Annotated in this window: 25 protein-coding genes; 16 read left to right on the forward strand and 9 right to left on the reverse strand. The window is 63.3% G+C overall.

All coding sequences use genetic code 11. The annotated features are described in order from the left end of the window. The first annotated feature begins 85 nt into the window (after positions 1-85). The 4 genes from rplM (at position 86) to erpA (ending at position 2600) form a co-directional block, all read left to right on the forward strand. Positions 86-514 carry a 50S ribosomal protein L13 gene (rplM, locus tag PPN31114_RS14920; RefSeq protein ID WP_010805091.1) on the forward strand — a complete coding sequence of 143 codons (429 nt, stop codon included), beginning with the start codon at positions 86-88 and terminating at the stop codon, positions 512-514. 10 nt (positions 515-524) lie between these two features. Further along, positions 525-920, forward strand: a complete 396-nt coding sequence (gene rpsI, locus PPN31114_RS14925) for a 30S ribosomal protein S9 (protein ID WP_058377436.1) — start codon at positions 525-527, stop codon at positions 918-920. 173 nt (positions 921-1093) lie between these two features. After that, positions 1094-2137: an N-acetyl-gamma-glutamyl-phosphate reductase gene (gene argC / locus PPN31114_RS14930; RefSeq protein WP_150680227.1), complete on the forward strand. Its 1044-nt coding sequence runs from the start codon at positions 1094-1096 to the stop codon at positions 2135-2137. A gap of 97 nt (positions 2138-2234) precedes the next feature. After that, on the forward strand, positions 2235-2600 hold the full coding sequence (gene erpA / locus PPN31114_RS14935) for an iron-sulfur cluster insertion protein ErpA (protein ID WP_058377438.1): 366 nt from the start codon (positions 2235-2237) through the stop codon (positions 2598-2600). Positions 2601-2692: 92 nt separating this feature from the next. Here erpA and PPN31114_RS14940 read toward each other — a convergent pair whose 3' ends face one another. Next, positions 2693-3850, reverse strand: coding sequence for an anhydro-N-acetylmuramic acid kinase (locus PPN31114_RS14940; protein WP_150680228.1), 1158 nt, complete (start codon positions 3848-3850; stop codon positions 2693-2695). A gap of 126 nt (positions 3851-3976) precedes the next feature. Beyond that, positions 3977-5347: a M23 family metallopeptidase gene (locus PPN31114_RS14945; RefSeq protein WP_150680229.1), complete on the reverse strand. Its 1371-nt coding sequence runs from the start codon at positions 5345-5347 to the stop codon at positions 3977-3979. A 176-nt stretch (positions 5348-5523) separates the two neighbouring features. Here PPN31114_RS14945 and tyrS point away from each other — a divergent pair, with 176 nt between their 5' ends. The 4 genes from tyrS (at position 5524) to PPN31114_RS14965 (ending at position 8736) form a co-directional block, all read left to right on the forward strand. Beyond that, positions 5524-6768, forward strand: a complete 1245-nt coding sequence (gene tyrS / locus PPN31114_RS14950; protein ID WP_150680230.1) for a tyrosine--tRNA ligase — start codon at positions 5524-5526, stop codon at positions 6766-6768. 85 nt (positions 6769-6853) lie between these two features. Then, positions 6854-7321, forward strand: coding sequence for a D-aminoacyl-tRNA deacylase (dtd, locus tag PPN31114_RS14955; RefSeq protein WP_150680231.1), 468 nt, complete (start codon positions 6854-6856; stop codon positions 7319-7321). Between the two features lie 81 nt (positions 7322-7402). Beyond that, positions 7403-8029, forward strand: coding sequence for a YbhB/YbcL family Raf kinase inhibitor-like protein (locus tag PPN31114_RS14960; RefSeq protein ID WP_150680232.1), 627 nt, complete (start codon positions 7403-7405; stop codon positions 8027-8029). Next, complete coding sequence (locus tag PPN31114_RS14965; RefSeq protein WP_150680233.1) at positions 8026-8736, forward strand: histidine phosphatase family protein; 711 nt, start codon at positions 8026-8028, stop codon at positions 8734-8736. The genes PPN31114_RS14960 and PPN31114_RS14965 overlap by 4 nt, the downstream gene beginning before the upstream one ends. A gap of 91 nt (positions 8737-8827) precedes the next feature. Here the strand turns inward: PPN31114_RS14965 and PPN31114_RS14970 are convergent, their stop codons facing one another. The 3 genes from PPN31114_RS14970 to ruvC all read right to left on the reverse strand — a co-directional run bounded on the left by PPN31114_RS14970 (position 8828) and on the right by ruvC (position 11651). After that, positions 8828-9814, reverse strand: a complete 987-nt coding sequence (locus PPN31114_RS14970) for an oxygenase MpaB family protein (protein WP_150680234.1) — start codon at positions 9812-9814, stop codon at positions 8828-8830. Positions 9815-9929: 115 nt separating this feature from the next. Next, a complete protein-coding gene (gene ruvB / locus PPN31114_RS14975) occupies positions 9930-11003 on the reverse strand; it encodes a Holliday junction branch migration DNA helicase RuvB (RefSeq protein ID WP_150680235.1) in 1074 nt (357 codons plus the stop codon). A gap of 105 nt (positions 11004-11108) precedes the next feature. Further along, the gene (ruvC, locus tag PPN31114_RS14980; protein ID WP_150680236.1) at positions 11109-11651 is read right to left on the reverse strand and encodes a crossover junction endodeoxyribonuclease RuvC; all 543 of its coding nucleotides are present in this window, start codon (positions 11649-11651) and stop codon (positions 11109-11111) included. Positions 11652-11874: 223 nt separating this feature from the next. Between ruvC and PPN31114_RS14985 the strand changes: the two genes are divergently transcribed. From PPN31114_RS14985 to PPN31114_RS14995, 3 genes are all read left to right on the forward strand, one after another. Continuing rightward, complete coding sequence (locus PPN31114_RS14985; protein ID WP_150680237.1) at positions 11875-12291, forward strand: CopD family protein; 417 nt, start codon at positions 11875-11877, stop codon at positions 12289-12291. 106 nt (positions 12292-12397) lie between these two features. Next, positions 12398-13018 carry a 2-hydroxychromene-2-carboxylate isomerase gene (locus tag PPN31114_RS14990; protein ID WP_150680238.1) on the forward strand — a complete coding sequence of 207 codons (621 nt, stop codon included), beginning with the start codon at positions 12398-12400 and terminating at the stop codon, positions 13016-13018. A 51-nt stretch (positions 13019-13069) separates the two neighbouring features. Then, a complete protein-coding gene (locus PPN31114_RS14995) occupies positions 13070-14050 on the forward strand; it encodes an NAD(P)-dependent oxidoreductase (protein WP_150680239.1) in 981 nt (326 codons plus the stop codon). A 13-nt stretch (positions 14051-14063) separates the two neighbouring features. On the opposite strand, the gene PPN31114_RS15000 is transcribed toward PPN31114_RS14995, so the two are convergent. Next, a complete protein-coding gene (locus PPN31114_RS15000; protein WP_150680240.1) occupies positions 14064-14909 on the reverse strand; it encodes a MurR/RpiR family transcriptional regulator in 846 nt (281 codons plus the stop codon). A gap of 303 nt (positions 14910-15212) precedes the next feature. On the opposite strand from PPN31114_RS15000, the gene edd reads away from it, so the two are divergent. From edd to PPN31114_RS15025, 5 genes are all read left to right on the forward strand, one after another. Then, positions 15213-17048 (forward strand): phosphogluconate dehydratase, encoded by a 1836-nt coding sequence (gene edd, locus PPN31114_RS15005; RefSeq protein WP_174988060.1) that lies wholly within the window; start codon positions 15213-15215, stop codon positions 17046-17048. 54 nt (positions 17049-17102) lie between these two features. After that, positions 17103-17729, forward strand: a complete 627-nt coding sequence (gene eda, locus PPN31114_RS15010; RefSeq protein WP_150680241.1) for a bifunctional 4-hydroxy-2-oxoglutarate aldolase/2-dehydro-3-deoxy-phosphogluconate aldolase — start codon at positions 17103-17105, stop codon at positions 17727-17729. Positions 17730-17834: 105 nt separating this feature from the next. Continuing rightward, a complete protein-coding gene (locus PPN31114_RS15015; protein WP_150680242.1) occupies positions 17835-19190 on the forward strand; it encodes a GntP family permease in 1356 nt (451 codons plus the stop codon). A 70-nt stretch (positions 19191-19260) separates the two neighbouring features. Then, on the forward strand, positions 19261-19803 hold the full coding sequence (locus tag PPN31114_RS15020; protein WP_150680243.1) for a gluconokinase: 543 nt from the start codon (positions 19261-19263) through the stop codon (positions 19801-19803). A 49-nt stretch (positions 19804-19852) separates the two neighbouring features. Continuing rightward, complete coding sequence (locus PPN31114_RS15025; RefSeq protein ID WP_150680244.1) at positions 19853-21163, forward strand: THUMP domain-containing class I SAM-dependent RNA methyltransferase; 1311 nt, start codon at positions 19853-19855, stop codon at positions 21161-21163. A gap of 82 nt (positions 21164-21245) precedes the next feature. Here PPN31114_RS15025 and PPN31114_RS15030 read toward each other — a convergent pair whose 3' ends face one another. The 3 genes from PPN31114_RS15030 to PPN31114_RS15040 all read right to left on the reverse strand — a co-directional run bounded on the left by PPN31114_RS15030 (position 21246) and on the right by PPN31114_RS15040 (position 23896). After that, positions 21246-22013, reverse strand: a complete 768-nt coding sequence (locus PPN31114_RS15030; RefSeq protein ID WP_150680245.1) for a 5'-methylthioadenosine/adenosylhomocysteine nucleosidase — start codon at positions 22011-22013, stop codon at positions 21246-21248. A gap of 123 nt (positions 22014-22136) precedes the next feature. Next, the gene (locus PPN31114_RS15035) at positions 22137-23579 is read right to left on the reverse strand and encodes an NAD(P)(+) transhydrogenase (Re/Si-specific) subunit beta (RefSeq protein ID WP_150680246.1); all 1443 of its coding nucleotides are present in this window, start codon (positions 23577-23579) and stop codon (positions 22137-22139) included. After that, positions 23576-23896 carry an NAD(P) transhydrogenase subunit alpha part 2 gene (locus tag PPN31114_RS15040; RefSeq protein WP_150680247.1) on the reverse strand — a complete coding sequence of 107 codons (321 nt, stop codon included), beginning with the start codon at positions 23894-23896 and terminating at the stop codon, positions 23576-23578. The genes PPN31114_RS15035 and PPN31114_RS15040 overlap by 4 nt, the downstream gene beginning before the upstream one ends. Between the last annotated feature and the right edge of the window lies 1 nt (position 23897).

Consider the following 23897-nt stretch of genomic DNA (forward strand, 5'->3'; position numbering starts at 1 on the left):
CGCCATGCAACTCGCAAGGACGCGGCCGGCAGACAAGCAGGAAGTTGGTGTCTATGGGGCAAGAAGTTTTTTAATTGGATCGATCATGAAGACGTTTTCCGCTAAGCCGGCAGAGGTGACGCGCGAATGGTTTGTGATTGACGCGACGGACAAAGTCCTCGGCCGTGTCGCCAGCGAAGTGGCACGCCGTCTGCGCGGCAAGCACAAACCGGAATTCACGCCGCACGTTGACACGGGTGATTACATCATCATCGTCAATGCTGCCAAGCTGAAGGTCACGGGCGCAAAGCAAACCGATAAGAAGTACTACCGTCACACGGGTTACCCGGGCGGTATCTACGAAACCACGTTTGGCAAGATGCAAGAGCGTTTCCCGGGCCGTGCGCTCGAGAAAGCCGTGAAGGGCATGCTGCCGAAGGGTCCGCTGGGCTACGCGATGATCAAGAAGCTGAAGGTTTACGCCGACGGCAACCATCCGCACGAAGCTCAGCAACCGAAGTCGCTCGAGATCTAAGGGCCACGCCATGTTCAAAAACGATTGGAATTACGGCACCGGCCGTCGCAAGAGCGCAGTTGCTCGTGTGTTCATCAAGGCTGGCAAGGGCGACATCGTCGTCAATGGCAAGCCGATCAAAGAGTACTTCGCTCGCGAAACGTCGCTGATGATCGTTCGTCAGCCGCTCGAGTTGACCAACCACGCTGAAACGTTCGACATCAAAGTCAACGTGTCGGGCGGCGGTGAAACGGGTCAAGCCGGTGCGGTTCGTCACGGCATCACGCGTGCACTGATCGACTACGACGCGACCCTCAAGCCGTCGCTGTCGACCGCTGGTTTCGTTACCCGCGATGCTCGTGAAGTCGAACGTAAGAAGGTTGGTCTGCACAAGGCCCGCCGTCGCAAGCAATTCTCGAAGCGTTAATCGCACGAGTGTGCTTGTTGGGATCTGTCGAGACTCGGCAGATCCGGAGAAAGGCCGCCTCGCGCGGCCTTTTTTCTTTGGTATTTCCGTTGTGATGTTTTCCGCGTGGCGCCGCCTCACACGTGTCGTCGAAGCTTGATAGAATCGCGGTTCCGATTTAGTAGGGGTGGGACATGGTCAAGGTAGGTATCGTAGGCGGCACCGGCTATACCGGTGTGGAACTGCTCCGTTTGCTGGCACAGCACCCGGAAGTGAAACTGACGGCGATTACCTCGCGCAAAGAAGCGGGCACGTTGGTCGCCGACATGTATCCGAACCTGCGCGGCCGTGTCGATCTGGCGTTTTGCACGCCCGATGACGCCCGTCTGACCGATTGCGACGTGGTCTTCTTCGCCACCCCGCACGGCGTGGCGATGGCGCAAGCGCGCGAATTGCTCGCCGCCGGTGTGCGCGTGATCGACCTGGCCGCCGACTTCCGTCTCAAGGACACGGCCACGTTCGAGAAGTGGTACGGCATGCCGCACGCCTGCCCCGATATTCTCGAAGAAGCCGTGTACGGCCTGCCCGAAATCAATCGTGAGCAGATCAAACAGGCGCGTGTCATCGGCCTGCCGGGCTGCTATCCGACGTCGGTGCAACTCGGTTACGCGCCGCTGTTCGCCGGTGGCCGTAAGCTGGTCGATCCGAAGCACCTGATCGCCGACGCCAAGTCGGGCGCGAGCGGTGCCGGTCGCAAGGGCGAGACGTCGTTGATCCTGGCCGAGACGCTGGACAATTTCAAGGCGTATGGCGTGAAGGGCCATCGCCACCATCCGGAAATCAAGCAGGGGCTGGAAGCGATCGCTGGCTACGATGTCGGCCTGACGTTCGTGCCGCACCTGCTGCCGACGATTCGCGGTATCCACTCGACGCTGTACGCGACGATTCTGCCCGAAGCGCGCGATACCGATTTCCAGCAGTTGTTTGAAACGTATTACGAGAATGAGCCGTTCGTTGACGTGCTGCCGGCGGGTTCGATGCCGGAAACGCGTTGGGTGCGCGCGTCGAACTATGTGCGCATGGCGGTGCATCGCCCGGGCAATGAAGACACGCTGGTTATCCTCGTGGTCGAGGACAACCTGGTCAAGGGCGCGTCCGGTCAGGGCGTGCAGTGTATGAACCTGATGTTCGGCTTGCCGGAGAACATGGGTCTGACCCATATTCCCGTACTGCCGTAACGGTATTTTTTGTCCCTAAGCTCTTGATTTTTCTGCCGTCGGCACGATTTCGGAATAGGGAATAGAATGGTACCCAACCGAATTATGGAGATTTGCGATGAACGCACCGCTTGAGGCCGCCGTCACGGAAATGCCCGCGTTTCTGGTCTTTACCGACAGCGCCGCGGACAAGGTCAAGCAACTGATCGACGAAGAAGGCAACCCGGAACTCAAACTGCGCGTTTTCGTGCAGGGTGGCGGTTGCTCCGGCTTTCAGTATGGTTTCACCTTCGACGAAGACGTGAACGAAGATGACACCGTGCTCGACAAGAACGGCGTTTCGCTGCTGATCGACTCGATGAGCTACCAATACCTGGTGGGCGCCGAGATCGACTACAAAGAAGATATCAACGGCGCACAGTTCGTGATCAAGAACCCGAACGCTTCCACGACCTGTGGTTGCGGCTCGTCGTTCTCGGTCTGAGCGACACGACGGCAGCATCCGGAAGTACACAGAGAAAAGGGCCCGCAAGGGCCCTTTTCTCGTTAACGCGCTATTCGTGCGATGCCTCGCCGTCAGCGCGGGTAGATCGCCCCGAGGACGCGCAAACCGGCTGCGCCGGTCACCGACGGCAGATTCCCCGGCAGGCGCGCCAGACAGCGCTCGGCGAGCCACGCGAACGCTAGGGCTTCGACCTGATGCGGGGGCACGCCCAGTGCATCGGTGGTCGCGACCGTGACGCCCGGTAGGCGGGCCGCGATGGCCTGCATCAACGCCTGATTGCGCGTGCCGCCACCGCAGGCGTAGAAGCCTTTGCAGTCCGGTGCATAACGCAGCACGTCCGCAGCCACGCACGCTGCCGTCAGGGCGACGAGCGTTGCCTGCACGTCCACTGGCGCAATGCCCGGGAAGGCGGCCAAATGGGCGTCCAACCACGCGGCGTGAAAGAGATCGCGTCCGGTGCTCTTGGGCGGTGTCTGCGCGAAATAGGGTTCGCTAAGCAATGCAGCGAGCAGGGCGTCGTGAACGCGTCCGCTGGCACCCCACTGACCGCCCTCGTCATAGGGCTTGCCGATATGCCGAGCCGCCCAGCCATCGAGCAGAGCATTGCCCGGGCCGCAGTCGAAACCGGTCACCGGTTTGCCTGAGGCTGCCGCAGGCAGAATCGTCACGTTGCTGATGCCGCCGAGATTGCACACGACGCGCGTCTCGCCAGCCTCCGAAAACTTTGCTTGGTGATAGGCGGGCACCAACGGCGCACCTTGCCCGCCCGCGGCAACGTCACGGCTGCGTATGTCAGCGACGATGTCGATGCCCGTCAACTCGGCAATCAGCGCTGGCGCGTTCAACTGGCGTGTGTAACCGACCCCGTCAAACTCCCCGGGACGATGGCGAATCGTCTGCCCGTGCGCACCGACCGCGGTAATGGCGGACGCAGGCAAACCGGCGCGCTCAAGCAAGGCTTTCACGCAGTCGGCGTAATGACGCGCGAGGGCGTTGGCCGCGAGCGCTTCCCGATGCAGTTCGTTCTCGGATGGGGCTTGCAGCACCATCAGCGTTTCACGCAAATCCGCGGGAAACGCGATGTACGCCTCGGCGAGCACTTTGCCGCTGGGCGACGCAACGAGCACGCCGTCGACACCGTCGAGGCTGGTGCCGGACATGAGGCCGATAAAGTGGGAAGTTGCTGCGATGGCGGCCGGATGGGCGCCTTGGGAAGCGGTGTCAGTCATGAGCGGAGCGCAGACGTTCAGGGGAAGCCGGAGGACGTTTCACACCGTCCGGCGGTGCGTGCATATTGCAAAAATCATCGCAAAATATTGCACGCAACCACCGCACGGTGCGGCCTCCAGCATACCTTAATCGCGCTCGGCGACTTGCACGGTTCGCATCAGATCGATGCGCTTGAGCAGGTTGGCTGCATACATATCGAACAGCTTCAGGCGCGGGCCCGCGAGCGGTGCCACGGCGGCCACATCGGTGGCAAACGGATTGCGCGGCACGTTCTTGTAGCGCAGTTCGTAATGCAGATGCGGGCCGGTGGCCCAGCCGGTCTGGCCGACAAAGCCGATGACCTGACCTTGCGTCACACGGGCGCCCGGCTTCAGGCCGGAACTGAAGCCCGACAAGTGGGCGTAGCGCGTCTGGTAATCACCGGCATGGTTGATCTCGATGAGATTGCCGTAACCGTTTTGCTTGCCGACGAACTTCACCACACCGTCGCCCGCCGCAAACACGCGCGTGCCGACAGGTGCGGCGAGATCGACGCCTTCGTGCTTCTTCCACTGGTGCTGGAACGGATGCTCACGGCCACCGAACGCCGACGAGATACGCGAGAACTCCACCGGGGTGCGCAGGAAGGCCTGCTTGAGATTGCGCCCGTCGAAGCCGTAATACGCGCCGTCTGCCGAGCCTTGCGGGTCGGCGTACCAAATGGCCTGATGTGTCTTGCCTTGGTTGATGAACTCGATGGCGAGAATGCGGCCGGTGCGCACGGTGCGGTCTTGCTGCTTGACCACTTCGTACACGAGCCGGAAGCGATCGCCACGGCGCACGTCGCGCTGGAAGTTGATCACACCGGAGAAGATATTGACCATCTGCGCGACGACGGCATCGGGCACGCCCGCGTCGTCCATGGCCGTGAAGAAGTTACCCGCGATGGCACCCGAGCGCATGGCCCATTCGGTGTCGCTCGCGAGCTGATCGATGCGCGCGCCCAGCTTGCCGCTGTCGTTGCGCTCGATCACCAGCTGCTGGCCATTGGCCGTGCCGGTCGAGATAACGGTGGAGAGTGTGACGAGCTTGCCGTCGTCGTCGGTTTCGGCCTGAACGACCTGACCGGCGGGCACGCCGATGAGACGCCGTGCAACGGCATTCTCGCGGATGAAGCGCTCGGCAGCGGGGTCTTGAATCGACAGGCGTGAAAGCATGTCGCCAAGCGTCTCGCCGCGCCGCAGCGCCACTTGATGGATGAAGGTCTGAGGTTGCGCGTCGAGCTGCTGGATTTGTCGGGCCAGATCGGGGAAGGTGAGCGGCAGCGTGATGCTTGCACCATTGCGTGCCGAGTCCGGCACCATGGGAGCCACGCCGAATGCGGTCACCATTCCCAACGTCAGGGCCGAACCGACCGTCGCCACGATTTGCACCTTTCTGCGACGGTGCTTCGGCTGCGTGGGATCGATCAGGGTCAGCAGTTCACGCGCAAAAAAATCACGGAGTTTTGGCCACATCACGTAAAATTCTGCGCAACTTACGAAAAAGCCCGGGCGGAGCGACACGCTTCGAATTGCCTTCCGGCAACCCGGCGGCGCCTTGGCCCGAGCCGAGAATTGAGCGGCGATTATAGCAGACGCGCCAACATCTCTTGCGTTGGGGGAAATCCCAACGCAGTCTGGATATAGAAGTTATGACAAGTGAACACACACTCACCCCGGAAAAGACGTACCCAGTGACTGACGCCACGCGGGCCGCTATGGCGATCGCCAAGCGCGGCTGCGACGAGCTGCTGGTGGAGGAGGAGTTCCTCCAGAAGCTGGCTCGCAGCGAAGCCACCGGCAAGCCGTTGCGTATCAAGCTGGGCCTGGACCCGACCGCGCCGGACATCCACATCGGCCACACGGTGGTGCTCAACAAGATGCGCCAGTTGCAGGATCTGGGGCACACGGTCATTTTCCTGATCGGCGACTTCACCTCGCTGATCGGCGACCCGTCGGGCCGTAACAGCACCCGCCCGCCGCTCACGCGCGAGCAGATCGAGGCGAACGCCAAGACCTATTTCGAGCAGGCCGCGCTGGTGCTCGACCGCAGCAAGACCGAGATTCGCTACAACAGCGAGTGGTCGATGAAGCTGGGCGCCGACGGCATGATCAAGCTCGCGTCGCGCTACACCATGGCGCGCATGCTCGAGCGTGAAGACTTCACCAAGCGTTTCCAAGGTGGCGTGCCGATCGCGATTCACGAATTCCTGTACCCGCTCATGCAGGGTTACGACTCGGTGGCACTGGAGTCGGATCTGGAACTGGGCGGCACCGACCAGAAGTTCAATCTGCTGGTGGGCCGCGAGCTGCAAAAGCAATACGGTCAGGAGCCGCAGTGCATTCTGACGATGCCGCTGCTCGTGGGGCTCGACGGCGTCGAGAAGATGTCGAAGTCCAAGGGCAACTACATCGGTATCAGCGAAAAGCCGAGCGAGATGTTCGGCAAGCTGATGAGCATCTCGGACGACCTGATGTGGCGCTACTACGAGCTGCTGTCGTTCCGCACGCTCGAAGAGATTGCGCAGCTCAAGCAGGATGTCGACGGCGGGCGTAACCCGCGCGACGTGAAGGTGTTGCTGGCGCAGGAAATCGTCGCACGCTTCCATTCGCAAGCCGACGCCGAGCGTGCGCTCGAAGACTTCAACGCACGCGCCAAGGGCGGCGTGCCGGACGACATTCCGGACGTCTCGCTCGACGGCGCGCCGCTGGGCATCGGCCAACTGCTCAAGCAAGCGGGTCTCGTGCCGTCCACGTCGGAAGCCAACCGCAACATCGATCAAGGCGGTGTGCGCGTCGATGGCGAAGTGGTGTCCGACAAGGGCGCAAAGATCGAGGCTGGCACCTACGTGGTGCAGGTCGGCAAGCGCCGCTTCGCTCGCGTCACCCTCGCGTAATGGTGCCTTCGCGTCGCCATTCGTCGGTTGTGCGGGTTTTGCTGCTCTCGCGGGTTTCGCCGATTTCACCGGTAGGTAGCCGCGCATGATCGCGCTCATTCAACGCGTGCTGGAAGCCGCGGTGACGGTCGATGGCCGCACCGTGGGTGCCATCGGCCCGGGCCTGCTGGCGCTGGTGTGCGCCGAGCGCGGCGATACCGAAGCGAGCGCGGACAAACTGCTCACGAAGTTGCTCGGCTACCGCGTCTTTTCAGACGAAGCTGGCAAGATGAACCGCAGCGTGAGCAGTCTCGACGGCAATGGACAGGCGGGCGGGCTGCTGCTCGTCTCGCAGTTCACGCTCGCTGCCGACACCAACAGCGGCACACGCCCGAGCTTCACGCCTGCGGCGAGCCCGGCGGATGGCAAGCGATTGTTCGATCATTTCGTCGCCCAGGCGCGCTCGCGCCACGCGATTGTCGAGACGGGCGAGTTCGGTGCGCATATGCGCGTTTCGCTCGTGAACGACGGTCCGGTCACCTTCTGGCTGCAAACGCGTCCCGACAACGTGTAATTCAGACTCGGCATCTCACGCGATACCCGACGGTGTGATACCGTCGTTGGGTTTTGAAATGACATCGCAAGGGAGAAGCTGATGAAAGTCTGGAGTGACTCGTTCGCCGACAATGCGGCGATAGACGAACAGTTCGCGTTCGGCAAGCCGGACGCGCAGTCGCATGTGGCGCTGTCGCAGAATAAGAATCCGCATCTGGCCTGGTCCGACGTGCCCGCTGGTACGCGTTCGTTTGTCGTGATTTGTACCGACAGCGACGTGCCGAGCCAAGGCGACGACGTCAACAAGGAAGGCCGCGAAGTGCCGGCCGATCTGCCGCGCGTCGATTTCTATCACTGGGTGCTGGTCGACGTACCGGCATCGATCAACGAAATTCCCGCTGCCAGCCATAGCAATCACGTCACGCCGCGCGGCAAGTTCGGCCCGGACGCGCTCGACGGCATGCGTCACGGCATTAACGACTACACCGCGTGGTTTGCTGGCGACGACAGCATGAAGGGCGATTACTACGGCTATGACGGCCCGTGCCCGCCGTGGAACGACACGATCGTTCACCACTACCACTTCACCGTGTATGCCCTCGACGTCGCCCGTGTGCCGCTCGATGGCCGCTTTGGCGGCGATGACGTCTTGAAGGCGATCCAACCGCACGTGCTCGGCAAGGCGAGCGTCACTGGCACTTACACCCTGAATCCGAAGGCAGAATGACTGGCAAGACGACGACGCTGACCCTGATTCGCCACGGCGAGACCGATTGGAATCGCGTAAAGCGCATTCAGGGACACACCGACATTCCGCTCTCGGCTGAGGGCGAGCATCAGGCCGCGCGACTGGGTGCGCGCGTGGCGCGTGAATTCGCCGCGCGGGGGCACTTGTTCGATCAGGTGCTCACGAGCGATTTGCAGCGCGCCGTGCAGACGGCTGAACCAGTGGCGCAGGCCTGCGGGCTGCCGCTGGTGCGCACCGCGAACCTGCGCGAGCGCCATTACGGTGTTTTCGAGACGCGCTCGCCCGATGAAATTCAGGCGCAGTTTCCCGAGGACTATGCACGCTGGCAAACGCGCGACCCGGATTTCACGATCCCGGGTGGCGAGTCGACACGTGCGTTCTATACGCGGATTACCGGCTTCGTTGCGCAATTGCTGCGCGACCACGCAGGGCAGCATCTCGCGCTTGTCGCACACGGCGGCGTGCTCGATTGCTGCTATCGGCTGGCGACGGGGCTTGAGTTGTCTGCGCCGCGTTCGTACCCGCTACTGAACGCGAGTGTGAATCGCATCGCATTCGACGGCGAGCATTGGCAGGTACTCAGTTGGGGCGACGTCACGCATTTGGACGACGCTGTGCGCGACGAGATCAACGACAAGCCCGCAGAAGGGAGTTCGTCAGATCGCGTGGACCCACGCGTGGTTTGATGTGAATGATTTGCTGCGTCGCCGGTTCATGAGGCGCGGCGTGGTGTCGTGACGATGCGCGCTTTTACCAAGGCGCTCCGGATTCGCCGTATTACCGCTCCATCGACGGCGCTTGTGCGACGACATCGGGTGTCGCCAGCGCCCGTCGTCGCGCTCGGTGCGCAACGCTGTTGCGCATCGCCCAGCGCGCGACCTGCGCCGTGTGACGCACGGCCGGGCGTACGGTCAGGCGGCGCACGATAGCGCCGTCTTCGAAGCCGAGCATGCCTTGCGCCCAATCGGGCAGCAAATCGACCCCCGCACGAAACAACAATCCCCCGAACACACGCGCCCCGGCAAATGGCGACGGCAGGTTGCGTAGCACGCGCACCACTTCGTCCGTGCGCTCGCTCACGGCTAATTCGGGGCGAATCGCAGCGAAATAGGCTTCGATGCCATCGACGCTCGTCGGCACGTCGCGTGCGCCGAGCGCAATCGCGATGCGGGCGACTTCCGCGTAATAGCGATCTTGTTCGCTGCGCGGGAACGCCGGGTTCTTGTAGACCAGATAGCTGCGCAGAAAACTCGATGTCTCTGCGACATGCACCCACGTGAGCAAATCAGGATCGTACGCGGCATAAGGTCTGCCGTCGGGCGCGGTGCCTTTGACTTGCAGATGGATGCGGCGCACGCGATCGAGCAACGCTTCGGCGTCGGCCGTATTTCCGAACGTGGTGCCGCCGATGAAGGTGGCGGTGCGGCGCAGGCGGCCGATCACGTCTTGCCGGAAGCTGGAGTGATCCCAGACGCCCGCCATGGCAAGCGGATGCAGTGACTGCATCAGCAGCGCGCTGATGCCACCGATCATCATCGAGGTGAAGTCGCCATGCACGTGCCAGCAGGCGGCGTCCGGGCCGAACAGGCCGGGGTCGCCGTTGGGCGTGTCGTAATTGAGGCGCGGCGCACCGGGGCCGGACGTGAGGCTCACGAGCCGCATCGCAATCGCGTGTCGCACGCGGCCCGACAGCCCGACAACGGGGCCAGCGGGCTGAAGCGGGGTTTTCGGCGGCGGGGTGGGGAGATCGTCAGGCGAGCTCATGCGCGACGGGCTCCGGCAGGATGGCGCACCCTGACGGCTTCACAGGGACGGATGCAAAGGCTGACGTGGGCCGACATGATAGTTGGCGCGAGGCGCTGAGGGGCGGTGCCCGCCGTCAATTCCCGCCCGGGGTGTCGGGCGACCAGAGCGAGCCGCTCTCCGGCGCGCTGCCCGGGGCCGACAGCCCGAAGTGGCGATAGGCGGCCAGCGTGGCGACGCGCCCGCGCGGCGTGCGTTGCAGAAAACCTTGCTGGATCAGATACGGCTCGATCACGTCTTCGATGGTGTCGCGCTCTTCGCCAATGGCGGCCGCCAGATTGTCGACACCCACCGGGCCGCCGTCGAACTTGTGCAGCACGGCTTCGAGCAACTTGCGGTCCATCACGTCGAGGCCGACCGCGTCGACGTCGAGCATCGAGAGCGCCGCATCGGCCACGGCTGCCGTAATGCGGCCATCGGCCCGCACTTCGGCGTAGTCGCGCACACGACGCAGCAAACGGTTCGCGATACGTGGCGTGCCGCGTGCACGGCGTGCGATTTCGAACGCGCCATCGTCGGCGATCACCGCGCCCAACAGCCCGGCAGAACGGCGCACGATCCCGGCGAGTTCGTCGGCCGAATAAAACTCCAGACGCGCCACGATGCCGAAGCGATCGCGCAGCGGGTTGGTCAGCATGCCGGCGCGGGTGGTCGCACCGACGAGCGTGAACGGCTGAAGGTCGAGCTTGACGCTGCGCGCCGCCGGGCCTTCACCGATCATGATGTCGATCTGATAGTCCTCGAGTGCCGGATACAGAATTTCTTCGACGACCGGCGAGAGCCGGTGAATTTCGTCGATGAACAGCACATCGTTGGCTTCGAGATTGGTGAGCAGGGCGGCGAGGTCGCCCGGACGTTCGAGCACCGGGCCCGACGTCTGGCGAAGATGCACGCCCATTTCGCGCGCGATGATGTGCGCGAGGGTGGTCTTGCCCAGACCCGGCGGGCCGAAGAGCAGCACGTGGTCGAGCGGCTCGGCGCGTTTGCGGGCTGCCTCGATGAAGATTTCCAACTGGCCGCGCACCTTGCGCTGACCGACGTATTCGTCGAGCAGCTTGGGGCGCAGCGCGCGCTCGAAGGCTTCTTCGTTGGGCGAGGCCGGTGTCGGCGCAATGATGCGCTCGGCGGCGAGTTTGTCGGTTTCGATCATGGCAGCATTGTAGCGCTTCGGGCGTCGCTTGCCCGTCCAGTGAGCCGGTTATCCTGCGGCGCCACGGTGTGCGCCGATGATGGCGCGCGGATGTCCCGGCTGGCCTCAGCCGACCAGTCGGCCACGTCGCACGCGCATCGCTTTACCTGTCAGCGCTTGCGACACATCGGCCAATGCCGCGAAGGTTTCGCCGCAGTGGGCATGGCAGATCGCGACGCCCAGCGCGTCGGACGCGTCGGTGCCCGGCGTGCCGGTCAGCGCGAGCAGGCGGGTCACCATGTCCTGCACTTGTTCTTTACGCGCGCGGCCCGTGCCGACCACGGCTTGTTTGAGTTGCGACGGGGTGTATTCGAAGACTTCCAGTCCGCCGACCGACAGCGCCGTGATGGCCGCGCCGCGCGCTTGCCCGAGCAGCAGCGTCGATTGCGGGTTCACATTGACGAAGACTTTTTCAACGGCGGCTTGATCGGGCTGATACGTGGCGACCAGTTCCGACACACTTTCGAAGATGATGCGCAGGCGTGCGGACAGCGTGCCTTCGCCGGAGCGGATGACGCCACTCGTCACGTATTGCAGACGGTTGCCGTGCTTTTCGAGCACGCCGAAGCCAGTGACGCGCAGGCCGGGGTCGATACCAAGAATTCTCATGCAGGGGCCAGTGGCCGGCGCGCAGGGCGCCGAGCGGGATAAAACGGCGTCGGAAGCCGATATGGCTCGTATTCTGGCACAGCCGAGAGGGGGCGTCGCGTCGATTTGCCGCAGGCCCACGGGCTGCCGCTACCTGTGAGCGCCCCCTCGCGAGCCGGCGGATTGTTGTACATTGCTTGCTGTTCAAAATATTCGATGGCCCGCCCGCGGCCGCCTGTCCCCAATGCTCTGGATCAAAGCGTTTCACATCGTTTTCATTGCCTCATGGTTCGCGGGTCTGTTCTATCTGCCGCGCATCTTCGTCAATCTGGCGATGGAAACCGATCCCAATGCCACGCAGCGCCTGCTGCTCATGGCCCGAAAGCTGTATCGCTTCATGACGATGCTCGCTGTGCCCGCACTCGCTTTCGGGCTGGTGCTGTGGCTGTACTACGGCATCGGCCGTCAGAGCGGCTGGCTGCACGCGAAGCTGCTGATCGTCGTGCTGCTGCTCGGTTATCACCATGCGTGCGGGCGTCTGCTGCGCAAGTTCGAAACCGGCCAAAACACGCATTCGCACCGCTGGTATCGCTATTTCAATGAAGTCCCCGTGCTTGGGCTGCTCGCCGCCGTGATTCTCGCGGTCGTCAAGCCGTTCTGACACGACCACAGACAAATCGCACGAACGATTTGCATCGATAACAACACCGCTTCGCACACGCACCGTATCAATTCAGATATCTATCGAGCACCGAGAGGAGCCTGCCGTGAGCCTGACCTGCGATTACTATCTCGCCCCGCCGTCGCCCTATGTGTATATGGGCCATGCGCGGTTCCTCGAACTGGTACGCCGTTACGACGTGCAGGTTCAGCTCAAGCCCGTCGATCTGGGGCGCGTGTTCGCCGTCTCGGGTGGCCTGCCGCTCGCCAAGCGCACGCCGCAGCGTCAGGCGTATCGTCTGGTGGAATTGGCGCGCTGGTCGAAGTATCTCGACCTGCCGCTCAACCCGCAGCCCAAGTTCTTCCCGGTAGCGGGTGACCCGGCCGCGCGCCTGATCATCGCCACACAACTCGCGCACGGCACGGCAAAGGCGCTCGAACTCTCGGGCGCCATTTCCAGCGCGCTGTGGACGCAAGAGTGCAATATCGCCGATGACGACACGCTGCTGAGCATTGCCAATGATCTGTCGCTCGACGGCAAGTCGCTGCTCACCGCGTCGCAAGGCGCGAGCGTGCAGGCCGCGTTCGACGCGAATACCGAAGATGCGATGTCGGCCGGTGTCTACGGCGTACCCTGGTTCGTGTTCGAAGGCGAGCCGTATTGGGGGCAAGATCGTCTCGACTTTCTCGAACGCGCGTTTGCACTCGCGCGCGCCAAGCAAGGCTGATGGCAAGCCATCGACAGAACACCCACTGAGCATTCGCAGGGAGTCATTAGGATGAGTCGTCCGGAAGTTGTGTTGTACAAGAGCGTGCCCGCCGACGTGCGCGCGCGTCTGGCCGAGCATTTCGAGCTGAATGAATTCGACGGTGTGAACGACGCCAATCGCGCGGCGTTCACGGCGGCGCTCGGCCGTGCCGACGGGGCCATCGGCGTGGGGGTGAATGTCACGCCCGCAATGCTCGACGCCGCACCGAAGCTGCATGCGTGGGCCACCATCTCGGTGGGCTACGACCAGTTCGATGTGCCCGATCTCACGCGTCGCGGCGTCGTGCTGATGAACACGCCCGACGTGCTCACCGAAACGACCGCCGACACCGTTTTCTCGCTGATTCTTGCGAGCGCACGGCGTGTGGTCGAGCTGGCTGAATTGGTGAAAGCGGGCGGCTGGAAGGGCAGTCTTGGCGAGGCGTATTTCGGCACCGACGTGCAGGGCAAAATGCTCGGCATCGTGGGCATGGGGCGTATCGGTGGTGCAGTGGCACGCCGCGCAGCGCTCGGCTTCGGCATGAAGGTGCTGTACAGCAACCGTTCGCGCAACGAGGCGGCGGAAGCAGCTTATGCCGCGCAGCACCGCGCGCTGCCGGACTTGCTGGCCCAGTCCGATTTCGTCGTGACGTTGGTGCCGCTGTCGCCCGCCACCGAGCGTCTGATCGGTGCGAAGGAATTCGCGCAGATGAAGCCGGGGGCCATTTTCATCAATGCCGCACGCGGCAAGGTGATCGACGAAGCGGCGTTGATCGAGTCGCTGGCGTCTGGCCATTTGCGTGCCGCAGGCCTCGACGTTTTCGAGCGCGAACCGGTGTCGGTCGATTCGCCGCTGCTTAAGATGAAGAACGTGGTGGCGTTGCCGCACATCGGCTCGGCGACGCATGAAACGCGTTACGCGATGGCATCGTGTGCCGCCGACAACCTGATCGCTGCGCTGACCGGCAAAGCGCTGCAAAACGCAGTGAATCCGGACGCAAAGCGGGGGTAAGCCGCTCTCCCGTCTATTGACCGTCGCTAGCGGTACGGCGACGGTTGATGACTTCCTTCGCTCGGGCGAGCTGCGCGGGCAGTCGATCGCCCAGTCGCAGCGCCATCCCCACTGCCAGCACGTCGCCGATGGCCAAGTGCGCGATGCGCGAGGTCAGTGGCGAGTACACATCGGTGTCTTCGTCCACGTCGGCAAACAACGCCACACTGGCGAGCCGCGCCAACGGCGAATTGCTGTGCGTGATCGCAATGACGGTAGCGCCCGCTGTACGCGCGAGTTGCGCGGCTTCGAGCAAATCTTGCGTGCGTCCCGTGTTGGAAATCGCAATCACCACATCGCCTTCACGCAGCAGCGCGGCAGACATGCCATACACGTGCGGATCGCTATAAGCCACCGCCGGCACACCGAGCCGGAAGAACTTGTGCTGCATGTCCTGCGCAGCAATGCCCGAGGCTCCCGCGCCATAGAACTCGATGCGGCGCGCATTCGCCAGCAGATCGATGGCTTGTCCAATGCTGTCGGGCGAGAGGTTGTTGCGCACTTGCATGAGGCTGCCGATGGTGCGATCGAGCACTTTGCTGGCAATGCCCGGCACCGGTTCGTCGGGACGCACGTCGCGATGGACGAACGGCACACCCTGCGCGATGCCTTGTGCGAGCCGAATCTTGAATTCCCGATACCCGCTGCATCCGACGGCCTGACAAAAACGGGCGATGGTCGGCTGGCTGACGTTGGCGCGCTCGGCCAGTTCGTTCATCGATAAATCGACAACTTCACGCGGCGCGTCCAGCACATAGGTGGCGAGTTTGCGCTCTGAAGGGCGCAATTGAGTCAGTGTGGCTTCGATTCGGTTCAGCATGGCAGGGCAGCAACCCACATAAGCAGTCGCCCACTATAGCACCGGCTACGGCACGCGCCGCATGGCTTTCCCGGCAGTTCTGCTCGGTTGGGAACGATGGGAATGTACAAAAACTACAAAAATATGGCGTTTCATATGGCGGTGAACAGTTTCTCAATACGGTAATAATTGCCGTAACTCATGGAAAACACTCAGTAAAACCCCGTATGCCGATGGCTTTTGATTGATGGGATGTAGAATTTCTACTAAACTCCGCTCCCAATCGTGCCCAACCTGGGCACACCCCATTTCAGCCGAGCCGGCATGACGTCTGAGCAAACCAAGCCCCTGCACCCGACCCTGATGGCCGTCACCGCGCGCATTGCCGCGCGTAGCCGCGATTCGCGCTCGGCCTACCTTGCGCGTATCGAGGCCAGCCGAGGCAGCTTCCCGCAACGCGGCGCGCTCTCGTGCGCCAACCTTGCCCACGGCTTTGCCGCCATGCCCGCCAACGACAAGCTGATGCTGCGCGAGCAGCGTCGCCCGAACGTGGGCATCGTCACGGCGTACAACGACATGCTCTCGGCGCACCAGCCGTACGAGCAATACCCGGCCCGCCTGCGCGACGCCGCCCGCAAGTTGGGCGCGACGGCGCAAGTCGCCGGTGGCGTGCCCGCCATGTGCGATGGCGTGACGCAGGGCAACGCCGGTATGGAGTTGTCGCTGTTCTCGCGCGAAATCATCGCGATGAGCACCGCCGTGGCGCTCTCGCACAACATGTTCGATGCAGCGCTCATGCTCGGTGTGTGCGACAAGATCGTGCCGGGTCTAGTGATCGGTGCGCTGCAATTCGGTCATCTGCCGACGATCTTTGTGCCCGCCGGTCCGATGGCGAGCGGCCTGTCGAACGACGAGAAGGCCCGTATCCGCCAGTTGTACGCCACCGGCAAAGTCGGTCGCGACGCGCTGCTCGAAGCCGAGTCGCAGGCGTATCACGGCGCGGGCACTTGCACGTTCTACGGCACGGCCAACAGCAATCAGTTGCTCATGGAAGTGATGGGACTGCATTTGCCCGGCGCCGCTTTCGTACACCCGCATATGCCGCTTCGCGACGCGCTCACCGAAGCGGCCCTCGCGCGCGTGCTGGCCATCGGTGCCGATACCGCTGAGTACACGCCCATCGGCCACGTGGTCGACGAGCGCGCGGTCGTCAACGGCATCGTCGGGTTGCTCGCCACGGGCGGCTCGACCAATCACACGCTGCACTTGGTGGCGATGGCGCGCGCGGCAGGCGTGGTGATCGACTGGGACGATTTCGATGCGCTTTCGGCCGTCGTGCCGCTGCTCGCGCGCGTGTATCCGAACGGCAAGGCCGACGTGAATCATTTCCACGCGGCGGGCGGCATGGGCTTCCTGATCGGCGAATTGCTCGACGCGGGGCTGCTGCACGAAGACGTACAAACCGTGGCCGGTCCGGGCTTGTCGCGCTATCGCCAAGAGCCGTGGCTCTCGGAGCAGGGGCTGGCATGGCGCGACGGTAGCGCCTACAGTGGTGATCGTGACGTATTGCGCGGCCATGCCGAGCCGTTCGCCCCCGATGGCGGACTGCGCCTCATGCATGGCAATCTGGGTCGCGGTGTCATCAAGGTGTCGGCGGTCAAGCCGGAACATCGGCGTGTGGCCGCGACGGCTCGCGTATTTACTTCGCAGGAAGCGGTCAAGGCCGCGTTTGACGCTGGCGAGTTGCATCGCGACGTGGTGGTGGTGCTGCGCGGTCAGGGCCCGCGCGCGAACGGCATGCCCGAGTTGCATCGCTTGACGCCGCTGCTGGGCGCGTTGCAGGACGAAGGCTTTGCCGTGGCGCTGGTGACCGACGGCCGCATGTCGGGCGCGTCAGGCAAGGTACCGGCGGTGATTCACGTCTCGCCGGAGGCTGCCGGCGGCGGTCCGCTCGCCCGCGTGTGCGACGGCGATCTGATCGTGCTCGACGCCGCGTCTGGCATGTTGCACGCCGAAGTGAGCCCCGATGTGTGGGCCGCGCGCGAGATTGCGCCGGTGCCAGCGTCGGGCGACGACACCGGCCGCCTGCTGTTCGGCCACATGCGCGCCGCTGTCGGCGCTGCGGAAGCGGGCGCTTCCGTGTTCTTCGGATCTGTTTGAGCGCAATGGCTCGAGCGGTGCGCTGGCCGCACCGCTGACTTCAAGGAAAACGCAATGGATATCAATGACATCGTTCGTGCCGGTCCCGTAGTGCCGGTGCTCCAGTTCGACGACGTAGCGCAGGGCGAAAACGTCGCTCGCGCGTTGCTCGCGGGTGGCGTGCGAGTCCTCGAAATCACGCTGCGCACGCCGGCTGCGATGGACGTCATCAAGCACGTGGCCAGCCTGTCGGACGAACTGATCGTTGGCGTGGGCACGCTCACGCGCCCCGAAGAGATGGCGCAGGCCGTGGCCGCCGGTGCGCGCTTCGGCGTGTCGCCGGGCTACACCCCCGCATTGGGCGCCGCGGCCAAAGCGGCCGGTCTGCCGTTGCTGCCGGGCGTGGTCACGCCCTCGGACATTCTCGCGGCGCTGGCCGATGGCTACGAAACCGTGAAGTTCTTCCCGGCCGAGCCCTCGGGTGGCGTGCCGATGCTCAAGGCGCTGTACGGCCCGTTCCGCCATGTGCGCTTCTGCCCGACGGGCGGCATCAGCGCCGAGTCGGCACCGTCGTATCTGGCGCAACCGAATGTGGTGTGCGTGGGCGGTTCGTGGCTCACGCCCAAGGCGCTGGTCGACGCGAAGGACTGGGACGGCATCACGCGTCTGGCCCGTGCGGCGAGCGCGCTGCCGCGTGGTTGATTGAAGCAGGTTGATTGAAGCGTGGTTGACTGAATAACAGGATTCCAACAATCGGGGCGTTAGCCCCACGGGCAGCCGCCCATCTAGCCAATCGAGGAGACCCCCATGGCTGCGGTGCAAGGTAACTTGCTGCTGGTGTACGCGCTTGTCGCGGTAATTGCGCTGATCGTACTGATCGCGAAATTCAAACTGAACCCGTTCATTACCCTGATCGTCGTCTCGCTCGTGCTTGGGCTGGCGGTGGGTATGCCCATGGGCGGCATCGTCAAGGCGTTCGAGACCGGCGTGGGCAACACGCTCGGCCACATTGCGCTGGTGGTGGGCTTAGGGACGATGCTCGGCAAGATGATGGCCGAGTCGGGCGGGGCCGAGCGCATTGCGCGCACGCTCATCGGCTTCTTCGGTGAGAAGAACGTGCACTGGGCGATGGTCGTGATCGCGTTCATCGTCGGCCTGCCGGTGTTCTTCGAAGTCGGCTTCGTGCTGCTGATTCCGATCGCGTTCAACGTGGCCAAGCGCACCGGTACGTCGATGGTGCTCGTGGGCATTCCGATGGTTGCGGGCTTGTCGGTCGTGCACGGTCTGATTCCGCCGCACCCGGCAGCGTTGCTCGCGGTGACCGCTTACAACGCGGACATCGGCCACACCATCATGTACGCGCTGATCGTCGGCATTCCGACGGCGGCCATCGCGGGCCCGCTTTTCGCCAAGCTGATGGCGCGTCACGTTGTGCCGAATCCGGATAACCCGCTGCTGGCGCAGTTCGTCGACGAAGACCGTCCGATGAGCGAGCTGCCGGGCTTCGGTATCACCCTGTTCACGATTCTGTTGCCGGTCATTCTGATGCTGATCGGTAGCTGGGCCGACCTGTTCTTCGCCCCGAAGACGTTCGCGAACGACTTCCTGCGCCTGATCGGCAATTCGGTCATGGCGCTGCTCATCGCGACGCTGGTGAGCTTCTTCACGTTCGGCAAGCAGCGCGGCTTTAACCGCGACCAGATTCTGAAGTTCACCAACGAGTGTCTGGCCCCGATTGCCACGATTACCCTCGTGGTGGGCGCAGGCGGCGGCTTCGGGCGTATTCTCATGGACGGCGGCGTGTCGAAGGCGATTGTCGATGTCGCCACGCACGCCAGCCTCTCGCCGCTGTTGCTCGGCTGGCTGGTGGCGGCGCTCATTCGGGTGGCGACGGGCTCGGCGACGGTAGCGATGACCACGGCTTGCGGTATCGTGGCACCGATTGCTGCCGCAGCCGGGGCGACGGTCAAGCCGGAGTTGATGGTGTTGGCCACGGGCGCGGGTTCGCTGATCCTGTCGCACGTGAACGACGGCGGCTTCTGGCTGGTTAAGGAATACTTCAACATGACCGTGCCGCAGACGTTCAAGACCTGGACGGTTTGCGAGACGATCATTTCGGTGGTGGCGCTGCTGCTCACGCTCGGCTTGGCCAGCGTGCTGTGAGGTAACGATGCAGGGCACGCAACACCCGCAACACGCTGACGCGAGTCAGCCGGTCACAAGGAGACGAGCCATGATCGTCGTGGTAATGGGCGTATCGGGCAGCGGCAAGAGCACGGTCGGGCAGATGTTGGCCGACCGTCTGGGCTGCGGGTTTTCCGACGCAGATTCGTTTCACAGCGCGGCGAACATCGAGAAGATGCGCCGTGGCGAAGCGCTTAACGACAGCGACCGCGCGCCGTGGCTCGCCGCTATTCGCGAGGCGATCGTCGCGCGCCGTGTGGCGGGGCGTCATCATGTGTTCGCGTGTTCGGCGTTGCGTTCGCGCTATCGCGACGTGCTGGGCGAGCACGACGGCGATGTCGTGTTCGTCTACTTGAAGGGCGCGCCCGAGGTGATCGGTGAGCGTTTGGCGTCGCGCGCGGGGCATTTTTTCGATCCGGCACTGCTGCAAAGCCAGTTCGATACGCTCGAAGAACCGCGCGACGCGCTCATCATCGACATCCGCGAGACGCCCGAGGCGATTGTCGACACGCTGCTGCACAAACTCGCCGCCTGCCCGGGCGGTGCGCTGCTCACGCCAATCTCGCCGGCCGGTCCGGCACGCGTACAATAGCGCTTTATTCCCTCAGCCGGCGCCCCGTGCGCCGGCCGTACGCATCGCTATGGCTTCCTTCGAATTTTTCGCGCCCTGTCCTCGTGGACTGGAAGAGGCGCTTGCCGCCGAACTGGCTGAACTCGGGCGTCTCGCGCCTTTGTCCGTCGGCAAACAGGTGCCTGGCGGCGTGCACTTTGCCGGCCCGTGGGCGGCCGGCATGGCAGCCAACCTGCATTCGCGTATCGCGAGCCGTGTGTTGCTGCGCATCGCGCAACAAGGCTATCGCACCGAACAGGACATCTACGCCTTCGCGCTCTCGCAGCGCTGGGAAGACTGGTTCGGTTATCAGCAAACCCTGCGCGTCGACGTCACGGGCATCAAAGCCCCCGTGCGCAGTCTCGAATTCGTCACGCTGCGCATCAAGGATGCCGTGTGCGACCGTCTGCGCGAGAAGACCGGCTCTCGTCCGAACATCGACACGTCCGAACCGGATGTGCGCGTGTTCGCGTTCCTGACGGCGACCGACGCGACGCTTTATCTCGATACTTCCGGTGAAGCGCTGTTCAAGCGCGGCTGGCGTCTGGACAAGGGCGCAGCACCGTTGCGCGAGAACCTTGCCGCAGGCATTTTGCGTCTGGCCGGTTGGCGCACGGATACGGCAGCCGACATGGTGCTGTACGACCCGATGTGCGGCAGCGGCACGTTCCTCGCCGAAGCGGCACAGATTGCACTGGGCGTGCCCGCCGGTGTGGCGCGTCGTTTCGGTTTCGAGAAGCTCAAGGGATACGACATCAACGCTTGGCAATCGCTCAAGGTGCAGGCGCAGGACGCGCAACGCGATGCCCGCGTGCGTGGCGTGCCGCCGACGATTTTCGGCAGCGACATTTCGGGCGACATGCTGGTGAAAGCGCGCGCCAATCTGGAGCGCGCCGGTGTGGGGGACGTGGGCCTGAAACAGGTGGATGCACGCGACATGGCGCCGCCGGTCGATCGTCCGGGCATCATCGTGGCAAACCCGCCGTACGGCGAGCGTATCGAGGTGCGTGGCCGCCGTTCGCCGCGCGATGCGGGCGACGATGGCGATTTCGAGTCGTCAGGCGGACGCGGCCAGTTCCAGCGCGTGCAGCCGGACGGCGTCGATGCGCAGTTCTTCAAGGCCTTCGGCGACGTGCTCAAGCAACGCTTCACGGGCTGGAGCGCTTACCTGCTGACGGCCGACATGAGCTTGCCCGGGCAAATGCGCCTGCGCGAATCGCGCCGCACGCCGCTATTCAATGGCGCGCTCGAATGCCGTCTGTTCCGCTTCGATCTGATTGCAGGCTCGGTGCGCAAGCGTCCTCAAGAAGGCGAGGGCGAAGGCAGCAAGCCGCAAGCGTGACCCGAGTTCGGGGCAGCGTGCGGATAGACGCGACGCCATGAAAAAAGACCGGCCATTGGCCGGTCTTTTTCGTTATGCGGTGTTAGCTTCGGCGCTGCAAGAATCGTGTGAGGATGCCGTGCGAATACACGCTCGCGACATCGCGCAGGAAACGCGGGAAATCGACATGTGCCGCGTCATCCGCCGAATCGGAGAGTGTGCGCATGACCGCGAACGGCACGCCGTATTCGTGGCAGATTTGTGCCACGGCGGCGCCTTCCATTTCGACGGCAAGCGTTTGCGGCAACGCTTCACGCAGTCGGGCCACTTCGCGGGCGCTGCTGATGAACTGATCGCCACTCGCGATTTGTCCGATGTGCACGCGCGGCGAGGTCATCCTGAGTTCGCTTCGAACCTCTGGTGCTACGTGGTTCGGCATCGCTTCTGAAAGCCAATCGCGGGCGGCCTGTGCGAGCGCCTCGCGCAATGACGGATCGGTGTCGAACGTTGCGCGCCCGAGCAGTGGGACTTCAAAGCGGGGAAAGAGCGGACTGGCGTCGAGATCGTGTTGCACGAGCGTGTCGGCGATGACCATGTCGCCGACAGCGAGGCCATGAGCGAGTCCGCCCGCCAAGCCGGTGAAGACGATTTCGCTGACGCCGAAACGGTGGATGAGCGCCGTTGTCGTGGCGGCTGCGGCGACCTTGCCGATGCGCGCGAGCACGATCACGCAGTCTTGTCCGTGGAGCGTGCCCACGTGATAGTCGCGCATGCCGATGTGTTCGACACGGGCACCCGGGGCCATCTCGGCCAGCAGGTCGGCAATTTCTTCGTGCAGAGCGGCAACAATGCCGAGCGGGCCGGACGTCATAGCGCGATTCCGTAGAGCAGTAGAGCAGGGACAGGAACGAGCGCGCATTGTAGCGCGGGGCGACTCTCGCCGCCCCGCGTGTCATGCATCGTGCGCCGTTGCGGCGCACGTGTCGGTATTGCTTTAGTCGACTGCTTTGACCATCTCTTCGACGACCTTCTTCGCGTCGCCGAACACCATCATCGTCTTGTCGAGATAGAACAACTCGTTGTCCAGGCCGGCGTAACCGGCGGCCATCGAGCGCTTGTTCACGATGATCGTCTTGGCCTTATAGGCTTCGAGAATCGGCATGCCTGCGATCGGTGACTGCGGATCGTTCTTTGCGGCCGGGTTGACCACGTCGTTCGCGCCCAGCACCAGCACCACGTCGGTCTGACCGAATTCGCCGTTGATCTCGTCCATTTCCAGCACTTGATCGTAGGGGACTTCGGCTTCCGCGAGCAACACGTTCATGTGCCCCGGCATACGGCCTGCGACCGGGTGAATGGCGTAGCGCACTTGCACACCTTTCTCGGAGAGCTTGTCGGTCAGTTCCTTGAGCGCGTGCTGGGCGCGGGCGACGGCCAGACCGTAGCCCGGCACGATCACCAGCGATTCTGCGTTGCTCATGAGGAACGCTGCGTCGTCAGGCGAGCCCGACTTCACCGGGCGTTGCTGTTGTTCGCCACCCGCTGCCGCTGCCCCCGGTTGTGCACCGAAGCCGCCCAGAATCACGTTGAAGAACGAGCGATTCATCGCCTTGCACATGATGTACGACAGAATCGCACCCGACGAACCCACCAGCGAACCGGCGATGATGAGCATCGGGTTGTTCAGCGAGAAGCCGATGCCTGCCGCTGCCCAGCCTGAATACGAGTTCAGCATCGACACCACCACCGGCATGTCGGCACCGCCAATCGGGATGATGATCAGCACGCCCAGCACGAAGGCGATAGCGGCCATCAGAATGAACGGCAGCCAGCTTTGCGACAGGAAGAAGATCACGCCGAAGCCAAGCATGGCGATGGCGAGCAGCAGGTTGATCGTGTGCTGGCCCGTGAACTGCACCGGTGCGCCCTGGAACAGGCGGAACTTGTACTTGCCCGAGAGCTTGCCGAATGCGATGACCGACCCCGAGAACGTAATCGCGCCGACGAACGTACCGATGAACAACTCGATACGGTTGCCCGGCGGCAGCAGCGTCTCACCCGCTGGCACGATACCGAAGGCAGCCGGTTCAGCGACCGCTGCGACAGCGATACACACGGCGGCTAGACCGATCAGCGAGTGCATTGCTGCGACCAGTTCCGGCATCTTCGTCATCTCGACCTTACGAGCGACGAAAGCACCGATACCGCCACCGACGACCAACCCCGCGAGAATCAAGGCAAGACCCGAGTAATTACCGCCCGAGAGACGGCGCAATTCGTAAATCAGCGCAATGGTGGTGACGGCGGCGATGGCCATACCGATCATGCCGAACGCGTTGCCGCGTCGCGCCATCTTCGGATTCGACAGGCCTTTGAGTGCCTGAATGAAACAGACCGACGCGACCAGATACAGCAGCGTGACGAGATTCATGCTCATTGCTTGCTCTCCTCAGCCTTTACCGGCTTGTCTTTCTTCTTGAACATCTCGAGCATGCGTTGCGTAACGAGGAAGCCCCCGAACACATTCACGGCGGCCAGTGCCACAGCAATAACGCCCATCGTCTTGCCCAGACCGCCTTCGGTCAGCCCAGCCGCGAGCATCGCGCCCACGATGACGATGGCCGAAATGGCGTTGGTCACCGCCATGAGCGGCGTGTGCAGCGCCGGTGTGACGTTCCATACCACGTGATAGCCGACGTACACCGCCAGCACAAAGATGATCAGATTGATCACCGTGTGATTGATCATTTCCATT

It is taken from the genome of Pandoraea pneumonica (assembly GCF_902459645.1).
GTDB lineage: Bacteria > Pseudomonadota > Gammaproteobacteria > Burkholderiales > Burkholderiaceae > Pandoraea > Pandoraea pneumonica.

What these genes read in the sequence shown, in the direction of transcription:
- tyrS (WP_150680230.1), top strand. Translation starts at nt 5,524, where the DNA reads ATGACAAGTGAACACACACTCACCCCGGAAAAGACGTACCCAGTGACT.
- rplM (WP_010805091.1), top strand. Translation starts at nt 86, where the DNA reads ATGAAGACGTTTTCCGCTAAGCCGGCAGAGGTGACGCGCGAATGGTTT.
- edd (WP_174988060.1), top strand. Translation starts at nt 15,213, where the DNA reads ATGACGTCTGAGCAAACCAAGCCCCTGCACCCGACCCTGATGGCCGTC.
- PPN31114_RS14945 (WP_150680229.1), bottom strand. Translation starts at nt 5,347, where the DNA reads ATGTGGCCAAAACTCCGTGATTTTTTTGCGCGTGAACTGCTGACCCTG.
- PPN31114_RS14985 (WP_150680237.1), top strand. Translation starts at nt 11,875, where the DNA reads ATGCTCTGGATCAAAGCGTTTCACATCGTTTTCATTGCCTCATGGTTC.
- PPN31114_RS15040 (WP_150680247.1), bottom strand. Translation starts at nt 23,896, where the DNA reads ATGGAAATGATCAATCACACGGTGATCAATCTGATCATCTTTGTGCTG.
- PPN31114_RS15030 (WP_150680245.1), bottom strand. Translation starts at nt 22,013, where the DNA reads ATGACGTCCGGCCCGCTCGGCATTGTTGCCGCTCTGCACGAAGAAATT.
- ruvB (WP_150680235.1), bottom strand. Translation starts at nt 11,003, where the DNA reads ATGATCGAAACCGACAAACTCGCCGCCGAGCGCATCATTGCGCCGACA.
- PPN31114_RS15000 (WP_150680240.1), bottom strand. Translation starts at nt 14,909, where the DNA reads ATGCTGAACCGAATCGAAGCCACACTGACTCAATTGCGCCCTTCAGAG.
- rpsI (WP_058377436.1), top strand. Translation starts at nt 525, where the DNA reads ATGTTCAAAAACGATTGGAATTACGGCACCGGCCGTCGCAAGAGCGCA.
- PPN31114_RS15015 (WP_150680242.1), top strand. Translation starts at nt 17,835, where the DNA reads ATGGCTGCGGTGCAAGGTAACTTGCTGCTGGTGTACGCGCTTGTCGCG.
- PPN31114_RS15020 (WP_150680243.1), top strand. Translation starts at nt 19,261, where the DNA reads ATGATCGTCGTGGTAATGGGCGTATCGGGCAGCGGCAAGAGCACGGTC.
- ruvC (WP_150680236.1), bottom strand. Translation starts at nt 11,651, where the DNA reads ATGAGAATTCTTGGTATCGACCCCGGCCTGCGCGTCACTGGCTTCGGC.
- PPN31114_RS14960 (WP_150680232.1), top strand. Translation starts at nt 7,403, where the DNA reads ATGAAAGTCTGGAGTGACTCGTTCGCCGACAATGCGGCGATAGACGAA.
- dtd (WP_150680231.1), top strand. Translation starts at nt 6,854, where the DNA reads ATGATCGCGCTCATTCAACGCGTGCTGGAAGCCGCGGTGACGGTCGAT.
- PPN31114_RS15035 (WP_150680246.1), bottom strand. Translation starts at nt 23,579, where the DNA reads ATGAGCATGAATCTCGTCACGCTGCTGTATCTGGTCGCGTCGGTCTGT.
- PPN31114_RS15025 (WP_150680244.1), top strand. Translation starts at nt 19,853, where the DNA reads ATGGCTTCCTTCGAATTTTTCGCGCCCTGTCCTCGTGGACTGGAAGAG.
- erpA (WP_058377438.1), top strand. Translation starts at nt 2,235, where the DNA reads ATGAACGCACCGCTTGAGGCCGCCGTCACGGAAATGCCCGCGTTTCTG.
- PPN31114_RS14970 (WP_150680234.1), bottom strand. Translation starts at nt 9,814, where the DNA reads ATGAGCTCGCCTGACGATCTCCCCACCCCGCCGCCGAAAACCCCGCTT.
- PPN31114_RS14965 (WP_150680233.1), top strand. Translation starts at nt 8,026, where the DNA reads ATGACTGGCAAGACGACGACGCTGACCCTGATTCGCCACGGCGAGACC.
- argC (WP_150680227.1), top strand. Translation starts at nt 1,094, where the DNA reads ATGGTCAAGGTAGGTATCGTAGGCGGCACCGGCTATACCGGTGTGGAA.
- PPN31114_RS14940 (WP_150680228.1), bottom strand. Translation starts at nt 3,850, where the DNA reads ATGACTGACACCGCTTCCCAAGGCGCCCATCCGGCCGCCATCGCAGCA.
- PPN31114_RS14995 (WP_150680239.1), top strand. Translation starts at nt 13,070, where the DNA reads ATGAGTCGTCCGGAAGTTGTGTTGTACAAGAGCGTGCCCGCCGACGTG.
- eda (WP_150680241.1), top strand. Translation starts at nt 17,103, where the DNA reads ATGGATATCAATGACATCGTTCGTGCCGGTCCCGTAGTGCCGGTGCTC.